Annotated in this window: 13 protein-coding genes; 11 read left to right on the plus strand and 2 right to left on the minus strand. The window is 65.7% G+C overall.

The window, feature by feature from the left end; translation table 11 throughout:
• Window positions 1-165 precede the first annotated feature (165 nt).
• From ACWPKK_RS17160 to ACWPKK_RS17180, 5 genes are all read left to right on the plus strand, one after another.
• Complete coding sequence (locus tag ACWPKK_RS17160) at window positions 166-2,322, plus strand: D-Ala-D-Ala carboxypeptidase family metallohydrolase (protein WP_452006433.1); 2,157 nt, start codon at window positions 166-168, stop codon at window positions 2,320-2,322.
• A 100-nt stretch (window positions 2,323-2,422) separates the two neighbouring features.
• Window positions 2,423-4,330 (plus strand): coiled-coil domain-containing protein, encoded by a 1,908-nt coding sequence (locus ACWPKK_RS17165; RefSeq protein WP_452006435.1) that lies wholly within the window; start codon window positions 2,423-2,425, stop codon window positions 4,328-4,330.
• An 86-nt stretch (window positions 4,331-4,416) separates the two neighbouring features.
• On the plus strand, window positions 4,417-5,910 hold the full coding sequence (locus tag ACWPKK_RS17170; protein ID WP_452006437.1) for a metallophosphoesterase: 1,494 nt from the start codon (window positions 4,417-4,419) through the stop codon (window positions 5,908-5,910).
• 15 nt (window positions 5,911-5,925) lie between these two features.
• On the plus strand, window positions 5,926-7,908 hold the full coding sequence (locus tag ACWPKK_RS17175; protein WP_452006440.1) for a CHAT domain-containing protein: 1,983 nt from the start codon (window positions 5,926-5,928) through the stop codon (window positions 7,906-7,908).
• Entirely contained in the window at window positions 7,899-8,204 is a 306-nt protein-coding gene (locus ACWPKK_RS17180; protein WP_452006443.1) for a hypothetical protein, read from the plus strand. Before ACWPKK_RS17175 ends, ACWPKK_RS17180 begins: the two co-directional genes overlap by 10 nt.
• Window positions 8,205-8,245: 41 nt before the next feature.
• Here the strand turns inward: ACWPKK_RS17180 and ACWPKK_RS17185 are convergent, their stop codons facing one another.
• On the minus strand, window positions 8,246-9,565 hold the full coding sequence (locus tag ACWPKK_RS17185; protein ID WP_452006446.1) for an MFS transporter: 1,320 nt from the start codon (window positions 9,563-9,565) through the stop codon (window positions 8,246-8,248).
• 496 nt (window positions 9,566-10,061) lie between these two features.
• Here ACWPKK_RS17185 and ACWPKK_RS17190 point away from each other — a divergent pair, with 496 nt between their 5' ends.
• The 3 genes from ACWPKK_RS17190 (at window position 10,062) to ACWPKK_RS17200 (ending at window position 12,227) form a co-directional block, all read left to right on the plus strand.
• Window positions 10,062-10,913, plus strand: a complete 852-nt coding sequence (locus tag ACWPKK_RS17190) for an alpha/beta fold hydrolase (RefSeq protein ID WP_452006449.1) — start codon at window positions 10,062-10,064, stop codon at window positions 10,911-10,913.
• 148 nt (window positions 10,914-11,061) lie between these two features.
• The gene (locus tag ACWPKK_RS17195; RefSeq protein WP_452006452.1) at window positions 11,062-11,442 is read left to right on the plus strand and encodes a response regulator transcription factor; all 381 of its coding nucleotides are present in this window, start codon (window positions 11,062-11,064) and stop codon (window positions 11,440-11,442) included.
• A gap of 131 nt (window positions 11,443-11,573) precedes the next feature.
• Window positions 11,574-12,227: a response regulator transcription factor gene (locus ACWPKK_RS17200; RefSeq protein WP_452006454.1), complete on the plus strand. Its 654-nt coding sequence runs from the start codon at window positions 11,574-11,576 to the stop codon at window positions 12,225-12,227.
• Here the strand turns inward: ACWPKK_RS17200 and ACWPKK_RS17205 are convergent.
• A complete protein-coding gene (locus ACWPKK_RS17205) occupies window positions 12,224-13,438 on the minus strand; it encodes a sensor histidine kinase (RefSeq protein ID WP_452006456.1) in 1,215 nt (404 codons plus the stop codon). The genes ACWPKK_RS17200 and ACWPKK_RS17205 overlap by 4 nt on opposite strands.
• A 252-nt stretch (window positions 13,439-13,690) precedes the next feature.
• Here ACWPKK_RS17205 and ACWPKK_RS17210 point away from each other — a divergent pair, with 252 nt between their 5' ends.
• The 3 genes from ACWPKK_RS17210 (at window position 13,691) to ACWPKK_RS17220 (ending at window position 17,832) form a co-directional block, all read left to right on the plus strand.
• Window positions 13,691-14,137, plus strand: coding sequence for a (2Fe-2S)-binding protein (locus ACWPKK_RS17210; protein ID WP_377805949.1), 447 nt, complete (start codon window positions 13,691-13,693; stop codon window positions 14,135-14,137).
• Between the two features lie 110 nt (window positions 14,138-14,247).
• Window positions 14,248-16,446 (plus strand): molybdopterin cofactor-binding domain-containing protein, encoded by a 2,199-nt coding sequence (locus ACWPKK_RS17215; RefSeq protein ID WP_452006692.1) that lies wholly within the window; start codon window positions 14,248-14,250, stop codon window positions 16,444-16,446.
• Between the two features lie 177 nt (window positions 16,447-16,623).
• Window positions 16,624-17,832, plus strand: coding sequence for an MFS transporter (locus ACWPKK_RS17220; RefSeq protein WP_452006459.1), 1,209 nt, complete (start codon window positions 16,624-16,626; stop codon window positions 17,830-17,832).
• The last annotated feature ends 57 nt before the right edge of the window (window positions 17,833-17,889 follow it).

The raw sequence follows: 17,889 nt of genomic DNA on the forward strand, positions 1-17,889 counted from the left end.
GACGGGGGAGGGGCCGGTACAGCTGGATGCCTTCTTCGCAAACCCGATCAGGATGACGGCCGGCGCTACCTGCTCACGGCGGGTCACGTCCTCAAACGGCCGGGACCACCGGCCCCGACGTCCCCCGGCCTCGGCGAATGCCTGATCGGATGGGACCACCAGCCGATGCTGGTCGAGATTGCCGGCGACGGAACGCTGTTGGGCGAGGTGCTGGCCGTCTCGACCGAGGATTCCGGGCTCGACGTCGCGGTGGCGCGCCTCGTTGGGGTGGTGCCGCCCGAAGCGGCGTCCCTGGGCGATTTCGGCCCGCCGACCGGCGTCAACCAACAGGATCCGCCCCCCTCGGCCGTCTGGATCCATCGAGCCGACGGCCGGTGGCAGAAGCTGAAAGTGCTGGGCAAGGCGAAGGATCCGAAGTTTGTCCGTTACAACGGCCGTCAGGGGGAGGTTTTCTGGCGGCTGGATGAGCCGGTCTTGTGCTCGCCGGACGTCGAGCCGGGGCTGAGCGGCTCGGTCGTTCTCGACCAGGAGGGGTATGTCGTTGGGCTCCTGGTCGCGGGCGATGGCGCGGTCTGCGCCTATCTCCCCATCGACAACGTTCTCGACAGCCTCGCGGCGCCCCTGGGCTTCCGCCCGCAGCCGGTCGTGGAAGCGCGCGCGGTGGATCTGGCCACGCTGGCCAGCCAGACGCCGCTGGTGCCGGCGCCGCCCAGCCCCGCGCCGATCGCGACGCCGCCCGCTCCGCCCGCACCAGTGCCCGGAGGGCTGAACTATCCCGTCGCCGCCCTGGTCACCGATCGCGCCCACTTCGCGTATGTGCAGGGACCCGTGGTAACGGCGCTGCAAGTCGCGCTGGGCCGTGCCGGACAGTCCGTCGAGCCGGACGGGGTCTTCGGCAAGATCACCGCCGGGGCGCTTCGCCGCTGGCAGGCGGCCAACAACCTGCCGGCCAGCGACGCCATCGACGCCGACCTGTGGCGCCGGCTGACCGGGCGGCAGGCGCCGTCCGTCTTCGATCTCTGTCTCAATCTGACGGCCGCCTTCGAAGGCACTTGGTTCGACCGCATCGTCGGCAATTTCGACAAGCAGGGCCTGACCTTCGGGCTCATCGGCTTCACCCTGAAGGGGGGCGAGCTGGGCAAGCTGCTCAAGGCGATCGAGCGCCGGCGGACCGGAGCGCTCCGGCAGGCGTTCGGGGCGCTGCTGGAAGAACTGGACGAGGTGCTGGCGATGTCGTCGCCGACGGACCGGGTTGAATGGGGAGACCGCCTGTCGAGGGGCGCCAAGAAATACGAGGTCGAGTTGCCCTGGCGGGATGCGTTCCGCCGCCTGGGCAGCTTTCCCGAAGCGCGGCAGGTGCAGATGGAAGCCGCCTTCGACCGGTATTGGACCGGAGGGGCGCTCCGGCACATCGACACCTTCATGGGAGGCCGCGAGCTCTCCGTATTGGATGCCGGCTTCTGGTTCGACGTCGCCGTCCAGAACAGCTTGGAGGCTGACGAACGGAAAGACCTCCAGGGCGTCGCCGCGTCCGGCAGGAGCGGCGCGGAACTCCGCGCGGCGTTCGCCGAGGTCATCGCATCGCACAGCAAGGAAAAGTGGCGCGCCGACGTGCTGAACCGGAAGCAGGCTTTCGAGCGTGGCGTCGCAACCGTGCATCGGAGCGGGTACGCGCTCGACAAGTGGGGTCTCATCGACCGGCCGGTGTCGAGGATCGAGCTTGAGGCGGGCTCGACCATCGCCGAGTTGGTCGCCTTGGGGGCATCGGATCCGCGTGACAGCACTCTGGAGCCGATCGCCGAGGCGACCGAGGCTAGTCTCGAGGAGTTGCCGGCGGTGGCGCTGGCAACGCCCGGCAGCAGCAGCCCCCATGCGGGTTGGTCCGACTATGTGGATTTCGTCGCGTGGTTCGGAACGTTAGGACTCGAGAACTTCAATGCCGACGAAGTCCTGTACCTGGGCAGCCAGAACGAGGCGGGTCCCTTCGCCAAACTCAACACCCACCCGCCACGACACCTGTGGAAGAACATCGGTCCGACGATGACCATCTTGCAGCGGCTGCGCAGCGAACTCGGGGCACGTGTCCGGATCCGCAGCGCCTACCGCTCGCCACAGTACAATCAAGCGATCAAAGGTGCACCGCAGAGCCAACACCTCAGCTTCAAGGCCATCGACTTCGTTTGCGAGATCGGCAAGCCGGGTGACTGGGCCAGGATGCTGAAGGACTATCGCGCGCGGGGCCTTTTCCAGGGCGGCATCGGCGTGTACAGCGGCTTCGTTCACCTCGACACCCAGAGCGATAATCGGGACTGGACCGGCTGACCTCGCGCCTTCAGGCGGAGTGCGGCTCCCGCATCCCCACCAAATCGCCTGAAGCCACGGGGACGCGCGCGACAGAAACACGAATGCGGGAGGGGGTTCCATGAAGATCCGTCTTAGTATGCTGATCACCATCCTCCTGGCCCTGTCATTGGGCGGAATCCGCCTGGTGATCGGCTCTCCGGCACTCGAGCCGGTCTCCCTGGAGCGCGCCGTCACCTGGGCAGAGTGCCTTGCCCCGGTCGAGATCCCGAGCACCACCTCGGTGACGTTGTACAGCCTGAAGGATTCGGCCCAGGAGTCTGCCGGGCACTTCGACATCATCAGACCGCCAGTGGGTGAAGCCCTCGGTTTCATCACGACGGAACCCGTGACGGCCAATCTGGAGGATGCAAAGTTGGCCGCGGACATCGAGGCGGCCGCCCTGGCGGCATCGCCGAAGGCCGTCACCGTCACGCTGCCCGCCGACACCATCGTGCGCGTCTCCAAGGGCGAGTTCGTCCTCGATGGCAGGACCCTGGAAATGCACCATTCCGGCAGCGCGTACCTGCTCGGCCCCTCCGGACGGCTGCGCTTCGGTCCGGCCCCCTCCGGAAGCTACGCCGTGAAGCTCGATGCCGAGGTGAAGGCGGAAGCGATCAAGACCGAGACGGCCCCGATGCGGCTGACGCTGTCCGTCGGAACCAAAGGCACGCTGCCCCTCGGCAACGGCCAAGCCGCGTCGGTGGTGGTCTTGCAGCCTATCATTGCGTCCCAATGGCTCCTGGGAACCAGCGCGACGCTGCAGCCGGAGCGGGCATCGGGCAAGAAGGGGCTGGCCGATCTCGCCATTGAGGCATACCGGCCAGGCCTGCGCTTCGACCGCGACGTCGGCGTAAGCGCCTGCGCACGGACCATCGGCCAGGCGGAACCACAGCGTGTCGGCGTTACCGAGATCAGGCCCACGGAAAACGGCGGGGCATCGGTGCTGCTGAGCGTTCCAGGCAGCGTTCTGAATGCGTCCGGCAACATGTTCAATTCCATCGAACTCGCCGTCGCGAGTTCGAGCGGCGGATACGCCGCCTATGGCGGCTTTACCGCCATCGCGCAATGGGCGGCCGCCATTGCCGCAGGTGTGATCACCATCTGTCTGTTCTGGTGGTTGTTCAACATTCGGCATGACGACCTCGGTGCGTCGAAGGACGACTGGGCACGGTGGCTCGCCGGGTTGTTCATTGGGAATGATGGCGAACCCAGTCTATCGCTGTTCCAGATCTTCGTCTGGACCGTCATCACCGTGTGGGGGTTCCTTTACGTCTTCGCCGTTACCGGCAGTCTGCTTAGCCTGACCACGGAGATGATGGGCCTGCTGGGCATCGCCGGCGCCGGCAGCGTTCTTGCGCGCTGGATTGCCGCGACGCGCGGCTCCACACAGACCACGGTGCCCGGAGTGGGGCCGGCGCCGACCGAAGATCTGCGCTTCTGGCAAATCCTGAGTTCCGGCAAACGGTTCGACATGCTCAAGCTTCAACTTTTCGTCTTCACGCTGCTGATCGGTGGCTATGTCGTTTGGAGGATCGCCGACACCGCGGCTTTCCCGCAACTCGACGCCAACACGTTGCTTTTGCTCGGCATTAGTCAGAGCGTCTACATTGGCAGCAAACTGACCGGTTCCAGCGCCCTGGCCCGTTCGCAGGCCTTGAAGGACGAGTTGGACAAAGCAAAGGGACGGCTGGACACTCTGCTGGAAGACAAGGGGAAGGCCGAGGCTGCGCTGAAGTCGCTGCAGGACAAGGAAAAGGCGCTCAGCGCTGAGAAGGCGGCGCTCCCGCCGGGAGCGACGTTCGACGCAAGTAAGGCCCAACAGCTCGCTGACCTGCCGGCACTTATCGCCAGTAAACAGGCGGAAATCAACCGCCTCAACGCCGAGCAGAAGGACCTTGAGGCCCGAATTCCCGGACTTACCGCATCCCTAGCGTCTGCGGTTAGGAAATGGGCCTTACCAGCTAACCATGCTTTCCCTAATGCCTGATTGGGATGGCGTGCGTGGCGGATCGTATGTTGTTGCTGCGTTGAATGGCGTGGCGCGGCGGTTTCTTCAAAAAGAGGGCTCCTGAGATGGCGCAACGTAGGATTTCCCTTCTGGATTCCTGTATTCCGGAGTTCGCTGAGCTGTTCTCCATTTCCGACCTGCATCTTGGAGGCAAGACCGGCTTCCAGATCTTCGCATCGGGCAAGGAACTGGAGAGGCTGGTCAAGGAGCTGACGGCAAGGAAAGCGAACGGCCTCATTGCGTTCGTGATCAACGGCGACTTCGTCGATTTCCTCGCGGAGGATGGCTCCAGCCACTTCGATCCGCAGGGCGCGATTGCGAAGCTCGACCGTATCATGGCGGAACCGGCGTTCGAGGGAGCCTGGAATGCCCTGCGGGGCTTCGTGGCGATGCCCGGACGGCGCCTGATCATCACGCTCGGCAATCACGATGTGGAATTGGCGCTTCCGTGGGTTCGTGCCCATCTGCTCGAACGGCTGGCGGGCGGAGACGGCACGACGCCCGGCGACGACGCCGCGCGCGGCCGAATCCATCTGGCGTTCGACGGAGCCGGGTTCCTCTGCCGGGTCGGCAATGCGCGGGTGCTGTGCATCCACGGGAACGATGGCGACGATTGGAACGTCATCGACCACGAGACGGTCCGCCGGCAGGGACGCGATATCCTGCACGGCCGACCCACGGAAGACTGGGTCCCGAACGCCGGCACCAAGCTCGTCATCGACGTGATGAACGACGTGAAGAAGAAATATCCGTTCGTCGACCTCCTCAAACCAGAAAAGCAGGCGGTTCTGCATACTCTGGCCGCGCTCGATCCGGCGCTGGTCGGCAAGCTGGACGGCGTCGCGGCGGCCTATGTCCGCATGAAGCGCGACCAGGTCCGACGCGCCATGGGCTTCCTGTCGACCGAGGAGCGGCCCGCCGCACAGGAGCCGCCGAGGCATCGGCCGGTGTCGCCGGTCGATAGCGCGGCGCTGGCGGAAAGCATGCTCGACGAGGCGGAAGCCCGCCTGCGGTCAGACATCGCCCCGATCGACTTGGTGGCGGACGACGAGTTGAACGGGCAGCTCGGCGTCTCCGGGGCGATCTACAACCTCATCCGGCGGCGACCGACCTCGGAGGTGTTGCGGGAGGTCCTGGAAAACCTGAAGAAGGATCTGTCTTTCGACCTGCGTGGACCGGACGAGACCTTCGACTACCTGGACAAGGAAGTCGGTGACACGGTCGACATCATCATCGCCGGACACACGCACCTGCAACGGTCAATCCCGCGGAAGTTCACCAGCGGCTGGTACTTCAACAGCGGCTCCTGGGCGCGGCTGATCCAGCTGACCAAGGATATCTTGGATGACGCCGGCCTGTTCGCAAAGGCGTTCGGCGCCTTTGAGGCCGGGAGCATGGACGAACTTGAAAAGATTAAGGGCTTCGTGCTCCGCCTGCCAACCGTGGTGTGGATCGGCGTGGAGAACGGGCGGGCCGTCGGCGAACTGCGGCTCGTCTCCGGCGACGGCACGAAGGATGTCTTCAGCAGGGTGAATGATAGCCGGTATCCCAAGGATTGAGGGCAGGAGAACGCGATGCGCACCATCACCCTGGAACTGCTCCGCCACGGGCCGTCCCATAACCAGCTCGTCTCGCCGCTTACCCCATATCTGGCGCTGTGCGAGAACCACAGCGCCGTCACCGTGCACCTTCCCTTCGAGCACAATCAGGTGCTGCGCCGGTTGAGCGCACTTGAATACCAGGAATCACCCGAATCACGGCATTTCCAACTACGCGACACAGCACGGGTGATGGGCGACATCCTCGACCAAGTTCCTGGCCTGAAGGCCGCGGTCAATCACCAATCCGGCGGGCTGACGCACCTGCGGCTGATCATCTCGGCGTCGGAACTCGCGCTGCTGCCGTTCGAACTCGCGCTGTCGCCAAACGGCTGCCCGGGTGCGGGACAGCATCTGCTGCTGCAAACGCAGTCGCCGGTATGCCTTACCCGCGAGGTTCGGCGCGCGACCAATGAAATGCTGCCGCCGCCCGACAAATTCAGGATCCTCTTCGCTGCCGCCAGCCCTGACGGCGTCGGCTCGGTGCCCCTGCAATCGCATCTGTTGGCGTTGCGCAAAGCCGTATCCCCGTGGATACAATACTACGATCCGAAAGACGACCGGGAGCGCCGCCAACGCGTCGCCGAACATCTGGTTGTGCTCCCCAACGCGTCGATCGAGGCCATCCGCGAAGCCTGCGCGGACGGTGGGTTCACACACGTCCACATCCTGGCGCACGGGGTTAAGCATCAGATCGGTGATGATTGGAGCTTCTGCCTTGCCCTGCACGACGCGAGGGACCTCTCGCAGGTCGACTATGTGGACGGCCCCAGGCTGGCCTCAGCGCTGACCGCCAGCCGCGACCCCGCGCCTCCGTTGCAGGGGTACGGCGCAAAAGACCGAACCTCCACCCAGCCCCACCTCGTGTCGCTCGCCAGCTGCAACAGCGGCAGCATCGGATCGGTGGCCGGCGCCGGCGCCAGCATTGCCCACGCACTCCACGAGTCTGGCATCCCCATGGTGGTGGCCGGTCAGTTTCCCCTGTCGTTCAAAGGGTCCGTCCAACTCGTGGAAACCCTATACCAGGGCCTGCTCTGGGCAGAGGATCCGCGCCAACTTCTGCAAAAGCTCCGCTGCGATATGCATTCGGATTTTTCAGACACACACGATTGGGCGAGCTTGACCGCCTACGCCTCACTCCCGCCCGAGTTCCATCGACATCTGTGCGATCTGCGTATCCGCCGCACGGTGATGAGCATCGACGCCGCCATGAACGTCGCCGACGAGTCGATCCGGCTGCACGCTGGTCTGGACCCGAAGGCGCGCGAGGCTTCGCTCGCCAGCGCATGCGTTCGAATTGAAGAGGCGACGAAGGCACTTTCGGCGCTGCTCTATCAGTTGCCGATCGACGGTGCCCGGATCTCCGGCCTCCTCGGCAGCACCAAGAAGCGCCAGGCCGAAATCCTCTATCTGATGGCGGACCACTGCGATAGCACCATGGTCGAGCGGCTGCAGCAGGCCCGTGATCATTACCGCGACGCTTTCCGGCGGAACCGGTCGAGCGGCTGGGCGCTGGTCCAGCACCTGTCGCTGACGCGCGTGCTCGCCTGCCTCAAGGGTAGTGACGCCGCCGCCCTAGTCGACGAGGCGGAGGCTGCTAAGCTCATGGCGGCGGCCCAGCTCTTGTCGAAAGAGGACATCTACGCCCCCGACAGCAGCGTCGAGCAGAGACTCTGGTCCTACGGCAACTTGGTCGAGCTTGAACTCCTGACCCTCTTTACCGAGGAGGGGCGCGGGCAGGCGCAGGAGGTGCGTGATCGCGCCATGATGTACGCAGGCGAGCTCCTTAACATCACCAACACCGGGGTCAGCGCGTTTGAAGCCTATACTACACTGCGGCAGCTGCGCCGGTACACCGGGTGGTACCATGCCATCGCCACGCTGCCCCCCGAGGTTCATGCACTCGCCCAAAAGATCCTGCAGCTTTTCCCTGCGAGCCTGGGTACGCGGTGGCCATAAGCCGCCGCGTACCCAAGCGGCTGGCGGCGCTCAAACGAACCGGCCGCTCAGCTGAGGCGATGGAGATGGTGCGCGTCATGATCGACCGCGTCGTCCTGACGCCCTCCCCTGCCGGAGCGGGGTTGGACGCCGACCTGCACGGCGAGTTGGCGGACGTGCTGGCGGTCTGCGAAGGCGCCGCTCAGATGCGCAAAGCCCAGACGCACGAACGCCCCGGCTCTTTCGAACCGGGGCGTCGACTGTCGGTGGTTGCGGGGGCAGGATTTGGCCTTTACCGAACACGCTCTCTGCGCTGAGGAGCCGAACGCAAACACATCACAACGCTTAGGAATGCGACTCACCCGGCGGAGAGTTCGGGCTTACCTGATACGCTGGACTGCTGCGACCGTTGCGCTTCGCACATTCTCGAGGCGCCGCAGACGGTGGCCAAAGCACAGGCCGTGACGTACCAGGACGGGGAGATCGGATTGCCGGTGACGCTGATCAGCCAAGTGACGATAAACTGGGCGAAACCACCGAAGATCGATACGCCGACACTGTAGACGATCGACAGGCCCGAGGCGCGGACACGGGACGGAAAGCTCTCCAACAGCAGAAGCAGGCAGGCCCCCGCCCCGACCGCATTGATGGCGATCAGCAGCCCGACCACCGCCAATGCCGCCGGAACGCTGGCGACATAGGACAGAACCCAGAAGGCGGGATAGGTCAGCAGCGCGCTTGCCAGTGCGGTCCAGATGACGAAGGGACGGCGTCGGCCCAGGCGGTCCGACAGAAGCCCGGCCAGAGGAGCCACCGCCAGCATGGTCCCCCCGGCAGCACAGCCCGTCAGAAATGCGGTCTGAGGCGGCAGCCCGACGATCCGGATCAGGTAGGTCGGCATGTAGAAGATGTTGACGTAGGTGGAGGCGGTCCCGCCCATGATCATCAGAACGCCGATCAGTAGCTTCGTCTGATGACGGGACAGCAACTCCGCCAGGACGGCCTTGCCGCCGGAATCGTGTCGCGCGGTTTCCGGAAGCAGGCGGCGCAGATGAAGGCCCACTGGAACGATCATCAGCCCTGCCAGGAAAGGAAGGCGCCAGCCCCACGATTCCAGCGCGTCGGCCGACAGGTGCGTCGACAGCAGATAACCGCTGAGTGCGCCCAACAGGGCGGCCGCCCCCTGGCTGGCCATCTGCCAGCTGACCCGCAGGCCACGGCCGGCGGGATGGCCCAACTCCATCAGCATGGTCGTCGCCACGCCGATCTCGCCGCCGGCCGAGAAGCCCTGCAGGATGCGGCCGATGACGATGATGACCGGTGCTGCCGCACCGATCTGCGCATAGGTTGGACAGAGTCCGATCAGCAGAGTGCCCAGCGCCATCAGGGCGATGGTCAGCACCAGCGCCGGCTTGCGCCCAACGCGGTCGGCATAGGCGCCGATGACGATTCCGCCCAGCGGCCGGACGACGAAGCCGATCCCGAAGGTCAGCAGCGCCAGCAGAAGCGGACCAAAAGCCGATTGGACCGGGAAGAACAGCTTGCCGATGGTCAGGGCGAAGAAGCTGTAGATGGTGAAGTCATAAAGCTCCACCGCGTTGCCGATCGACAGCGCCAGGATGGTGGCGGGAGGCGACGGCGCGGACGGACCGCCGCCGATTAAACTCGACGATGCCATGGTCCTTTCCCCTCTTCCACTGCCCGGAGCGCACGACGGCGTTCATAAGATTCATGTCAATTAGTCTTTGCAAAAACAGGGGCCCGGCGATTCCGGGATATCGAATGGACAGGGCTGCGTCTCTTTTCTCAGCAGAACCGCAAATCAAGACACAATCCGCTCAATACTACTCCCGAATCCATGCCGATTGTTTCCCTGGGAATATTGATAATACCTACGGATGGCTTTGAAAAGTGCCTCATTCCGGTAGGGGTTGAAAGCACCGGCGTTCCGCGGCGCCGATCAGCTGAACCGTTGACGCACTGACATAAGGACTTGAACGATGCGACCCGAAGACTCCACGTCGGCGCCGGATGCCACGCGCCGCAGTTTCATCGTCGGCACCGCAATGACCGGGGCCGCCGTCGCGACGACTGCCATTGCAACCACCGCCGCCGCGGCCGAACGCCAGTCCGCCGGCAACGGCTCTGTCCATCAGAGGGAAGGAAAACGAACGATGACCAACGGCAAAACCGAAGACGGATTCGTCACCGCCAAGGACGGCGTATCGATCTATTACAAGGATTGGGGGCCGCGCGACGCCCAGACCGTCATGTTCCACCACGGCTGGCCGCTGACCGCCGACGATTGGGACGCGCAGATGCTGTTCTTCCTGAACCATGGCTACCGCGTCGTCGCCCATGACCGGCGGGGGCATGGCCGCTCGACCCAGACGGCGACCGGGAATGAGATGAACACCTATGCCGACGACGTGCTGGCCGTCGTGGCCGGGCTGGGATTGAAGAACGTCTTCCATGTCGGCCATTCGACCGGTGGCGGCGAAGTTGCGCGCTATCTGGGCCGCCACGGCACCGCGCGGGCGGGCAAGGCGGCTCTGCTGGGCGCCGTTCCGCCGATCATGGTCAAGACCGAGGCCAATCCCGGGGGCCTGCCGCTGGAGGTGTTCGACGGGTTCCGCGCGGCGCTGGCCGCGAACCGTGCCCAATTCTTCCGCGACATCCCGTCGGGCCCCTTCTACGGCTTCAACCGCGACGGCGCCCAGGTTTCCCAAGGCGTCATCGACAACTGGTGGCGGCAGGGGATGATGGGCGGCACCAAGGCCCATTACGACTGCATCAAGGCCTTCTCCGAGACCGACTTCACCGAGGATCTGAAGAAGATCGACATCCCGGTCCTGGTAATGCACGGCGACGACGACCAGATCGTGCCGATCGCCGATTCCGCCCTTCTGTCTTCCAAGCTGCTGCCGAAAGGCACGTTGAAGGTCTACAAGGGCTTTCCGCATGGCATGGCGACCACGCATGCGGAAACCATCAATGCCGACCTGCTGGCCTTCTTCAAGGCCTGAAGGTGCTTCGCCCCCGCAGGGCCGCGCCCGGCGCTGCGGGGGTCAACCTATACGCAGGTATGAATGCCGCATCCTGCTCCACCTGTTGAAATGAGTCGGCCGCAACGGAGGTTGTTGACGGGCCGTGCCGCGGCTGGAGTGCGATGTTGTGCTGAGTGTTCCCACCATCTGTGTCGTCGACGATGATGAAAGCATCCGGGAGAGCTTGGACAACTTCTTGCGGTCGGTCGGAATGCAGGTTCGCACCTTTTCCTCGGCGGAGGAGTTCATCGCCTATGACGGCGAGGCGGACTGCCTGATCACCGATCTTAACCTGACCGGTATGGACGGGCTCAGCCTGCAGATGGTGTTGCTGCAGCAGGGCCGCACTCACCCCGTCATCGTGATGACCGCCTTTGCCACGCCTGCGGCCCGCAGCCGCTCGATTGCGCAGAAGGTCACCGCCTTTCTGACCAAGCCGCTCGATCCGGAAAAGCTGCTCGTCCTCGTCGAAGACGCCATCAAGACCAAACGGGATCGCACCCCATGACCGCCCAGCCACAAAGCAGCGACACCACCGTTGGGAGATACGACTTCGCCGGCTTTGCCGCGGGAGAGCGGCCCGGCTACGATGAACGGGCCGGTCGAAAGGAACGGCAGACGGTCTTGACGGAGAGAGCCATGGCGGACGGCGGCACCCCTGCCCTGGTCTGCATCATCGACGATGATGCCGACGTGCGATGTGCGGTGGAGAGCCTGCTCCGCTCAGTCGATTACAAGGTGATGGCCTTCCCCTCGGCGGAGGAGTTCCTGGCTTGTGACGAAGCCGCAAGCGCGGCCTGCCTGATGCTGGACGTCTATCTGGACGGCGCCGATGGGCTGGAGGTCCAACAGGCGCTGCACGACCGGTCCATTGCCGTGCCGGTGGTGCTGATGACCGGCCAGGGCGACATCCCGATGACCGTGCGCGGAATGAAGGCCGGCGCCGTGAACTTCCTGACCAAGCCCTTCACCGAACCGGATCTGCTGCAGGCCGTCGCGGAAGCGGTGGAACTGGACAGCCGCCGCCGGGCCGAACGCGGACAGGACGACACGGTGCGCGGGCTCTACGCCAAGCTCACCCCGCGCGAGCGCGACGTCATGGCCCTGGTCACCGCCGGGCTGATGAACAAGCAGGTTGCGGCAAAGCTGGAACTGAGCGAAGTCACGGTGAAGATCCATCGTGGCAACCTGATGCGCAAGATGCAGGCGCAGTCGCTGGCCGACCTCGTCCGCATGGCTGAAATCCTGGACGTGCGCGAACGGACGGTCACCCGCTACAGCACCGCCGGCTAATCCACCGCCTCCACGGTGGCCGACACCACCGGCAACGAGAAGGACAGGGCGGCCCCCTTCCGGCTGTCAGGGGCCGCCCACAGCCGGCCGCCATGTTCCTCCACGATCGTCTTGCAAATCGACAGGCCCAGCCCCATCCCCTCCTGCTTGGTGGAGAAGAAGGGTTCGAAGATCCGCGGCAGCACATCGTCCGGAATGCCGGGGCCACTATCGGCGATGGTGAAGGTTACGGCATCCGGCCCGTCCGCCGCCGCGGCGATGGCGATGCGGCGCTCCGGTGACTTCGCCACCTGCATGGCCTGGATCGCGTTGTAGGCGATGTTGACGATCACCTGCTGGATCTGCGTGCGGTCGCCGAGGATGGCCGGAAGATCCGGCCGGACATCGACGACGATCCTCGTTTTCTGGCGGTAGGCTTCATGCTCAACCAGCGTGACCGCGTCGGCGATGCAGTCTTGCGGCTTCAGCGCTTCGGTGACGAGTTCGCCGCGCCGCGCGAAGGAGCGCATCTTGCCGACAATCCGCACCGCGTGCTGGGTGCTGGCGGTTATGCGGTTCAGGCTGGTGGCCACCTCGGCCAGGTTCGGCGTCTCGCGGAACAGCCAGCGCGTCGCCGCCGCCGCGTGGCTGGCGATGGAAACCAGCGGCTGCGACACCTCATGGGTCAGCGACGCCGCAAGTTCCCCCACCAGCGACAAGCGCCCGGCATGGCTGAGGTCGGCCTGGGCCGCCATCAGCGCTTCCTGCACCCGCTTCAATTCCGTGACGTCGACGGCGAAGAAATAGAGCCGGCTGTAAGCCTGCGGATCGGCAGGGCCCGGCGGCAGGCTCGCCTGCCACAGGATCGGAACGACGCGTCCGTCCTTGGTGTGCAGCACGCGTTCGCCCTGGCAGACCGTCTCGCCGCGCACCATCGCCTTGAACACCTGGGCATTGCTGGCCGGATTGGCCGGCAATCTCACCCGCGATTCCCGCAGGAAGGTCTCCTTGTCCCGGAATCCCAGCAAAGCGAGCGCGGAAGGGTTGGCGTCGAGGATGCGGTGGAACCGCCGCACGTCGAAGAAGAACTGTGGGTTATCCTCCAGGAAGCGGTCGAAATCCGTCACCCCACCGGCAATCGCCTCGTCGACGGCACGCTTCACCCCCGACCAGTCCTCGCACAGGATCGAGATGGGCGAGATCTCGAACAGGTCGGCATGCCGAAGCTCCATCGCTCGATTTCCTTCCCCGTCGCCGTTCACCATCCCGCGACGCTGCGGTTGCCTGTTCTCAGTCATCTATAGGAAACTCTTGAAAAGACGGCAACTTTGTCTTGATTGGCGGTCTTACGCGTTTTCCGGTCATTCGACATCCATATGGTTCGGCATCCTTAATACCTAGGGATGGATACGAGACCGGCGGGCCGTGGGCAAGAATAAGCATCAGCTGAATTCCCCCACATGAACTCCCTGACGGAGACCGTCATGACCACCCTCCATGTCAACGGCCACGCCTATCAGGTAGCGGTCGAGGATGACACGCCGCTGCTCTGGGTCCTTCGCGACACGCTGGGGCTGACCGGGACGAAATACGGCTGCGGCATCGCGCAGTGCGGCGCCTGCACCGTGATGATCGACGGCACCGCCACCCGCTCCTGCCAGGTGCCGGTGGACAGCGTCGGGTCAGCCGACATCCGCACCATCGATGCCATCGAGGAGGACCCGGTCGGCCGCAAGGTGGTGGAGGCCTGGGTCGCCGGACAGGTGCCGCAATGCGGCTATTGCCAGTCCGGACAGGTGATGGCGGCGACCGCCCTGTTGAAGCAGACGCCCAATCCGACCGACGGCGACATCGCCGACGCGATGACCAATCTGTGCCGCTGCGGAACCTACAACCGCGTCGCCGCCGCCATCCGCCAGGCCGCCGGCTGAGAGGAGGACACGTCATGGATCGCCTGCTCACCGTCGCTTCCCCCACCCTCCCGCACCCACGCAAGGACCCGCTGGAACTGCAGATAGAGGCGCAATCGGCCGTCGCGCTGATGAAACCGGACGGCGTTTCCAACCTGTCGCGCCGTGCATTCCTCGGCTTCGGCGCCAGCGCGCTGGTGCTGGGCGCCCTGCTGCCGTCGATGCCGGTGCGGGCGCAAACCGCCACCGCCGCTGCCGTCAAGCCGGGCACCCGCATTCCCGCTTTCCTGGTGATCGGCAAGGACAATGCCGTCACCCTGCTCAGCCCCTTCGTCGAGGGTGGCCAGGGCATCAACACCGGCCTCGCCCAGATCGTCGGCGAGGAGCTGGACGTCAACCCCAGCCGCTTCACCGTCGAATGTGCCCCGCCGGGGCCGGATTATGCCGTCATCAACGGACTGAGGATGACCGGCGGCAGCTTTTCCACCCGGTCCAGCTATCCGCTGATGCGCCGGCTGGGCGCGACCGCCCGCGACATGATGATCCGTGCGGCATCCGCGAAACTGAAGGTCAAGCCGCAAAGCCTGACGACGGAGGACGGCTTCGTCATCCATGCTGCCAGTGGCAAGCGGCTGTCCTACGGCGAACTGGCTCCCGTCGCCCTCGCCCTGCCGCCGCGCGACGATGTGGCTCTGCGCGATCCGGCCAGCTTCCGCTATATCCGCCAGCCGGTGGCGCGGCTGGATGTACGAGCCAAATCGACCGGCAAGGCCGTCTACGCCATCGATCAGAAGCTGGAGGGTATGCTCTACGCCGCTGTCCAGCATGCGCCGAACCAGGGCACCACGGTCCAGGCCATCGCCAACAAGGACGCGGTGGCGGCGATGCCCGGCGCCCATTCCGTCCACACGCTGCCGGGTGCGGTGGCGGTCGCCGCCGACAGCTGGTGGCGGGCCCGCAAGGCGGTGGAAGCCCTGTCGGTGAGCTGGTCGGCCCCGGCCGCGTCGGGCCTGGACACAGTGGCCGCCGACTATGCGTCGGACGGCATGCTGGCGGCGCTGAAATCCTCCACCGAAGCCGGCCTCCCCGCGGAAGCGGCGGGCGACGTGGCCGCGGCCTTCGCCGCCGCCGCCAAGGTGATCGAGGCGGAGTATGACGCCCCCTATCTGGCCCATGGTCAGTTGGAGCCGCCGTCCTCCATGGCGCGCTTCAACCCGGACGGCACGCTGGAGCTGTGGGCGCCCAACCAGATGCCGGAGCTGTTCCAGTCGGTGGCGGCCCAGACCGCCGGGCTGGCGCCGGACAAGGTCATCCTGCATTCGCCGATGCTGGGCGGCTTCTTCGGCCGGCATTTCCTCTATGGCAGCGCCAACCCCTTCCTTCAGGCAATCCAGCTGGCGAAGGCCACCGGCCGCCCGGTCAAGGTGCTGTGGTCGCGCGAGGAGGAGTTCCGCATGGATGCGCTCCGCCCGCTCAGCTTCAGCCGCTTCCGCGCCGCCATCGGCAAGGACGGGCGCCCCACGGCGATCCAGGCGCGCACGGTGGGCGAAGGGCCGCTCGGCCGCTGGTTCGGCGCGGTGTTCAAGGATCCGGTTGACAGCTCGGCGGTGGAGGGCATCACGGAGAAGCCCTACGCCATCCCCAACCGGCGGATGGAGTACGTGAAGTTCCCCCATCCGGTGACCATCGCCTTTTGGCGCTCCGTCGGCCATTCGATGAACGACTTCTTCTATGAAGGCTTTCTGGACGAGATCGCCGACGCTGGCGGCCAGGACCCCTTCGCCCTGCGGATGGAACTGCTGAAGGACAAGCCACGCCATGCCAAGCTGCTGGAAACGGTGGCGGCGATGTCCGGCGGCTGGAAGCGAGGCCCCTACGAGGTGGACGGCACCCGCCGCGCCCGCGGCGTCTCCATGGCCTCCCCCTTCGGGTCGGAGACCGCGACGATCGCAGAGGTGTCGGTCCAGGGCGGCGAGACGCAGGTCCACAATGTCTGGGTCGCCTTCGATCCCGGCAGCATCGTCAACCCGGCCATCGTGAAGTCGCAGGTCGAATCCGCCGTGGCGCTCGGCCTGTCGGCCACCCTGTTCGAAGAGCTTGTCTACAAGGACGGCGTGCGCCAGTCGCATAATTTCGACGATTACCCGATCCTGTCCCGCCGCTCCATGCCCGCCGTGCATGTGGAGATCGTGGAAAGCGGTGCCCCGATGGGCGGCGTCGGCGAACCGGGCCTGCCCGGCGCTCCGCCGGCGGTGGTCAATGCGGTGGCGGCGCTGACCGGCCAGCGCATCCGCAGCCTGCCGCTGGCGAAGAGCAAGATCGGGGTCTGAGGCCAAGAGCCTCTCCGTGTGGCGTGAATGTCTGGAAACGAGGTTTCCGCGACATTCACGCCGCCGCCCCTGCCCTAAAACTCCATGCAACGGTCATTTTTTGCCGCCGGTCTGCCGACGGGGCGCAGAGGCCCCATGGCTGGCATCGCCCGGGCTGGCTCCGCACAGGAATTTCCCATGGCCACCACACCCCTTCATTCCAGGGCGCCGCTCTATTGGCTGGCGCTCGGGTCCTTCGCCGTTGGTACTGAGAGCTTCATGATCGCGGCGATCCTGCCGGACATCGCCGCGGACCTGTCGGTCAGCGAACAAGCGGCGGGACAGCTGGTGTCCGTCTTCGCGCTGACCTATGCCGCCAGTTCGCCGCTGCTGACTGTCCTGACCGCGGCCGTCAGCCGCCGGCTTCTGCTGATCGTCACCATGCTGGCCTTCGTCGTCGCCAATGTGGTGGCGGCGGTCGCCGGCAGCTATGGCGGGCTGATGGCGGCCCGCGTGCTGCTTGCCATGGCGGCGGGGCTGTTCGTGCCGAACGCCAACGCGCTGGCCGGCGTGCTGGTGCCGCAATCGGAGCGGGGTCGCGCCCTGTCCATCGTGACCAGCGGCCTCAGCCTCGCCATCGTCTTCGGCGTGCCGCTGGGCGCGGTCGTCGGCCACACGCTGGGCTGGCGCATGACCTTCGGCGGCGTCGCCGTGCTGTCGGTCGTGGCAGCGGCCGGGCTGCTGGTCGGATTGCCACGCGCCATCGGCTCCGCCGCCCCGGTCGCCGGACTGCGCGAGCGGCTGGGGGCACTCGCCAATCCGGCCGTGCGCCGGCCGCTGGCCGTCACCACCCTGTGGGCGATGGGCCCCTTCACCGTCTACCCCTACATCGCCTCCTACCTGCAACGGGTGACCGGGCTGGAAGGGGCAGCGGTCGGCTTCGCCCTGTTCGCCTGGGGCCTGTCGGCCTTCATCGGGCTGGCGGTGGGCGGGCGCCTGACCGACCGGCTGGGCGGTGCCCGCATCGTCGCCCTGACCCTGCCGCTGATCGTGCTGGCGCTGGCAAGCCTGTCACTGACCGCAGAGCTGCTGCCTCCGGCCTTGGCGCTGATCCCCGCCTTTGTCGGCATCATGCTCTGGGGTTTCTCGGCCTGGGCCTTCTATCCCGGCCAGCAGGCCAGGCTGATCGGCATCGTCGGACCGAAACACGCCCCGATCATCCTGTCGGTCAACGCCTCCTTCCATTATTTCGGCTTTTCGGTGGGGGCGGCGCTGGGCTCCCTGGTGCTGAGCCTTGGCAGCGTGCGGGAGCTGGGTTGGGTCGGCGCGCTCTGCGTCGCGCTGGCATGCCTGCTGGAATTCACCCCTGCCAAGGCGCCGCGGATGGCCCGCGCCCTGGCCGAATGAACTGACGGCGAAAAGGAAAGGCCGCCGGGCTTTCGTCCGGCGGCCTTTCCTTCTTGC

It is taken from the genome of Azospirillum largimobile, assembly GCF_977007025.2.

Bases quoted from the DNA above. Each gene is read 5' to 3' on its own strand.
- ACWPKK_RS17160 (WP_452006433.1), top strand. From the start codon at position 166: ATGCTGGTCGAGATTGCCGGCGACGGAACGCTGTTGGGCGAGGTGCTG.
- ACWPKK_RS17165 (WP_452006435.1), top strand. From the start codon at position 2,423: ATGAAGATCCGTCTTAGTATGCTGATCACCATCCTCCTGGCCCTGTCA.
- ACWPKK_RS17170 (WP_452006437.1), top strand. From the start codon at position 4,417: ATGGCGCAACGTAGGATTTCCCTTCTGGATTCCTGTATTCCGGAGTTC.
- ACWPKK_RS17175 (WP_452006440.1), top strand. From the start codon at position 5,926: ATGCGCACCATCACCCTGGAACTGCTCCGCCACGGGCCGTCCCATAAC.
- ACWPKK_RS17185 (WP_452006446.1), bottom strand. From the start codon at position 9,565: ATGGCATCGTCGAGTTTAATCGGCGGCGGTCCGTCCGCGCCGTCGCCT.
- ACWPKK_RS17190 (WP_452006449.1), top strand. From the start codon at position 10,062: ATGACCAACGGCAAAACCGAAGACGGATTCGTCACCGCCAAGGACGGC.
- ACWPKK_RS17200 (WP_452006454.1), top strand. From the start codon at position 11,574: ATGGCGGACGGCGGCACCCCTGCCCTGGTCTGCATCATCGACGATGAT.
- ACWPKK_RS17205 (WP_452006456.1), bottom strand. From the start codon at position 13,438: ATGGAGCTTCGGCATGCCGACCTGTTCGAGATCTCGCCCATCTCGATC.
- ACWPKK_RS17210 (WP_377805949.1), top strand. From the start codon at position 13,691: ATGACCACCCTCCATGTCAACGGCCACGCCTATCAGGTAGCGGTCGAG.
- ACWPKK_RS17215 (WP_452006692.1), top strand. From the start codon at position 14,248: ATGAAACCGGACGGCGTTTCCAACCTGTCGCGCCGTGCATTCCTCGGC.
- ACWPKK_RS17220 (WP_452006459.1), top strand. From the start codon at position 16,624: ATGGCCACCACACCCCTTCATTCCAGGGCGCCGCTCTATTGGCTGGCG.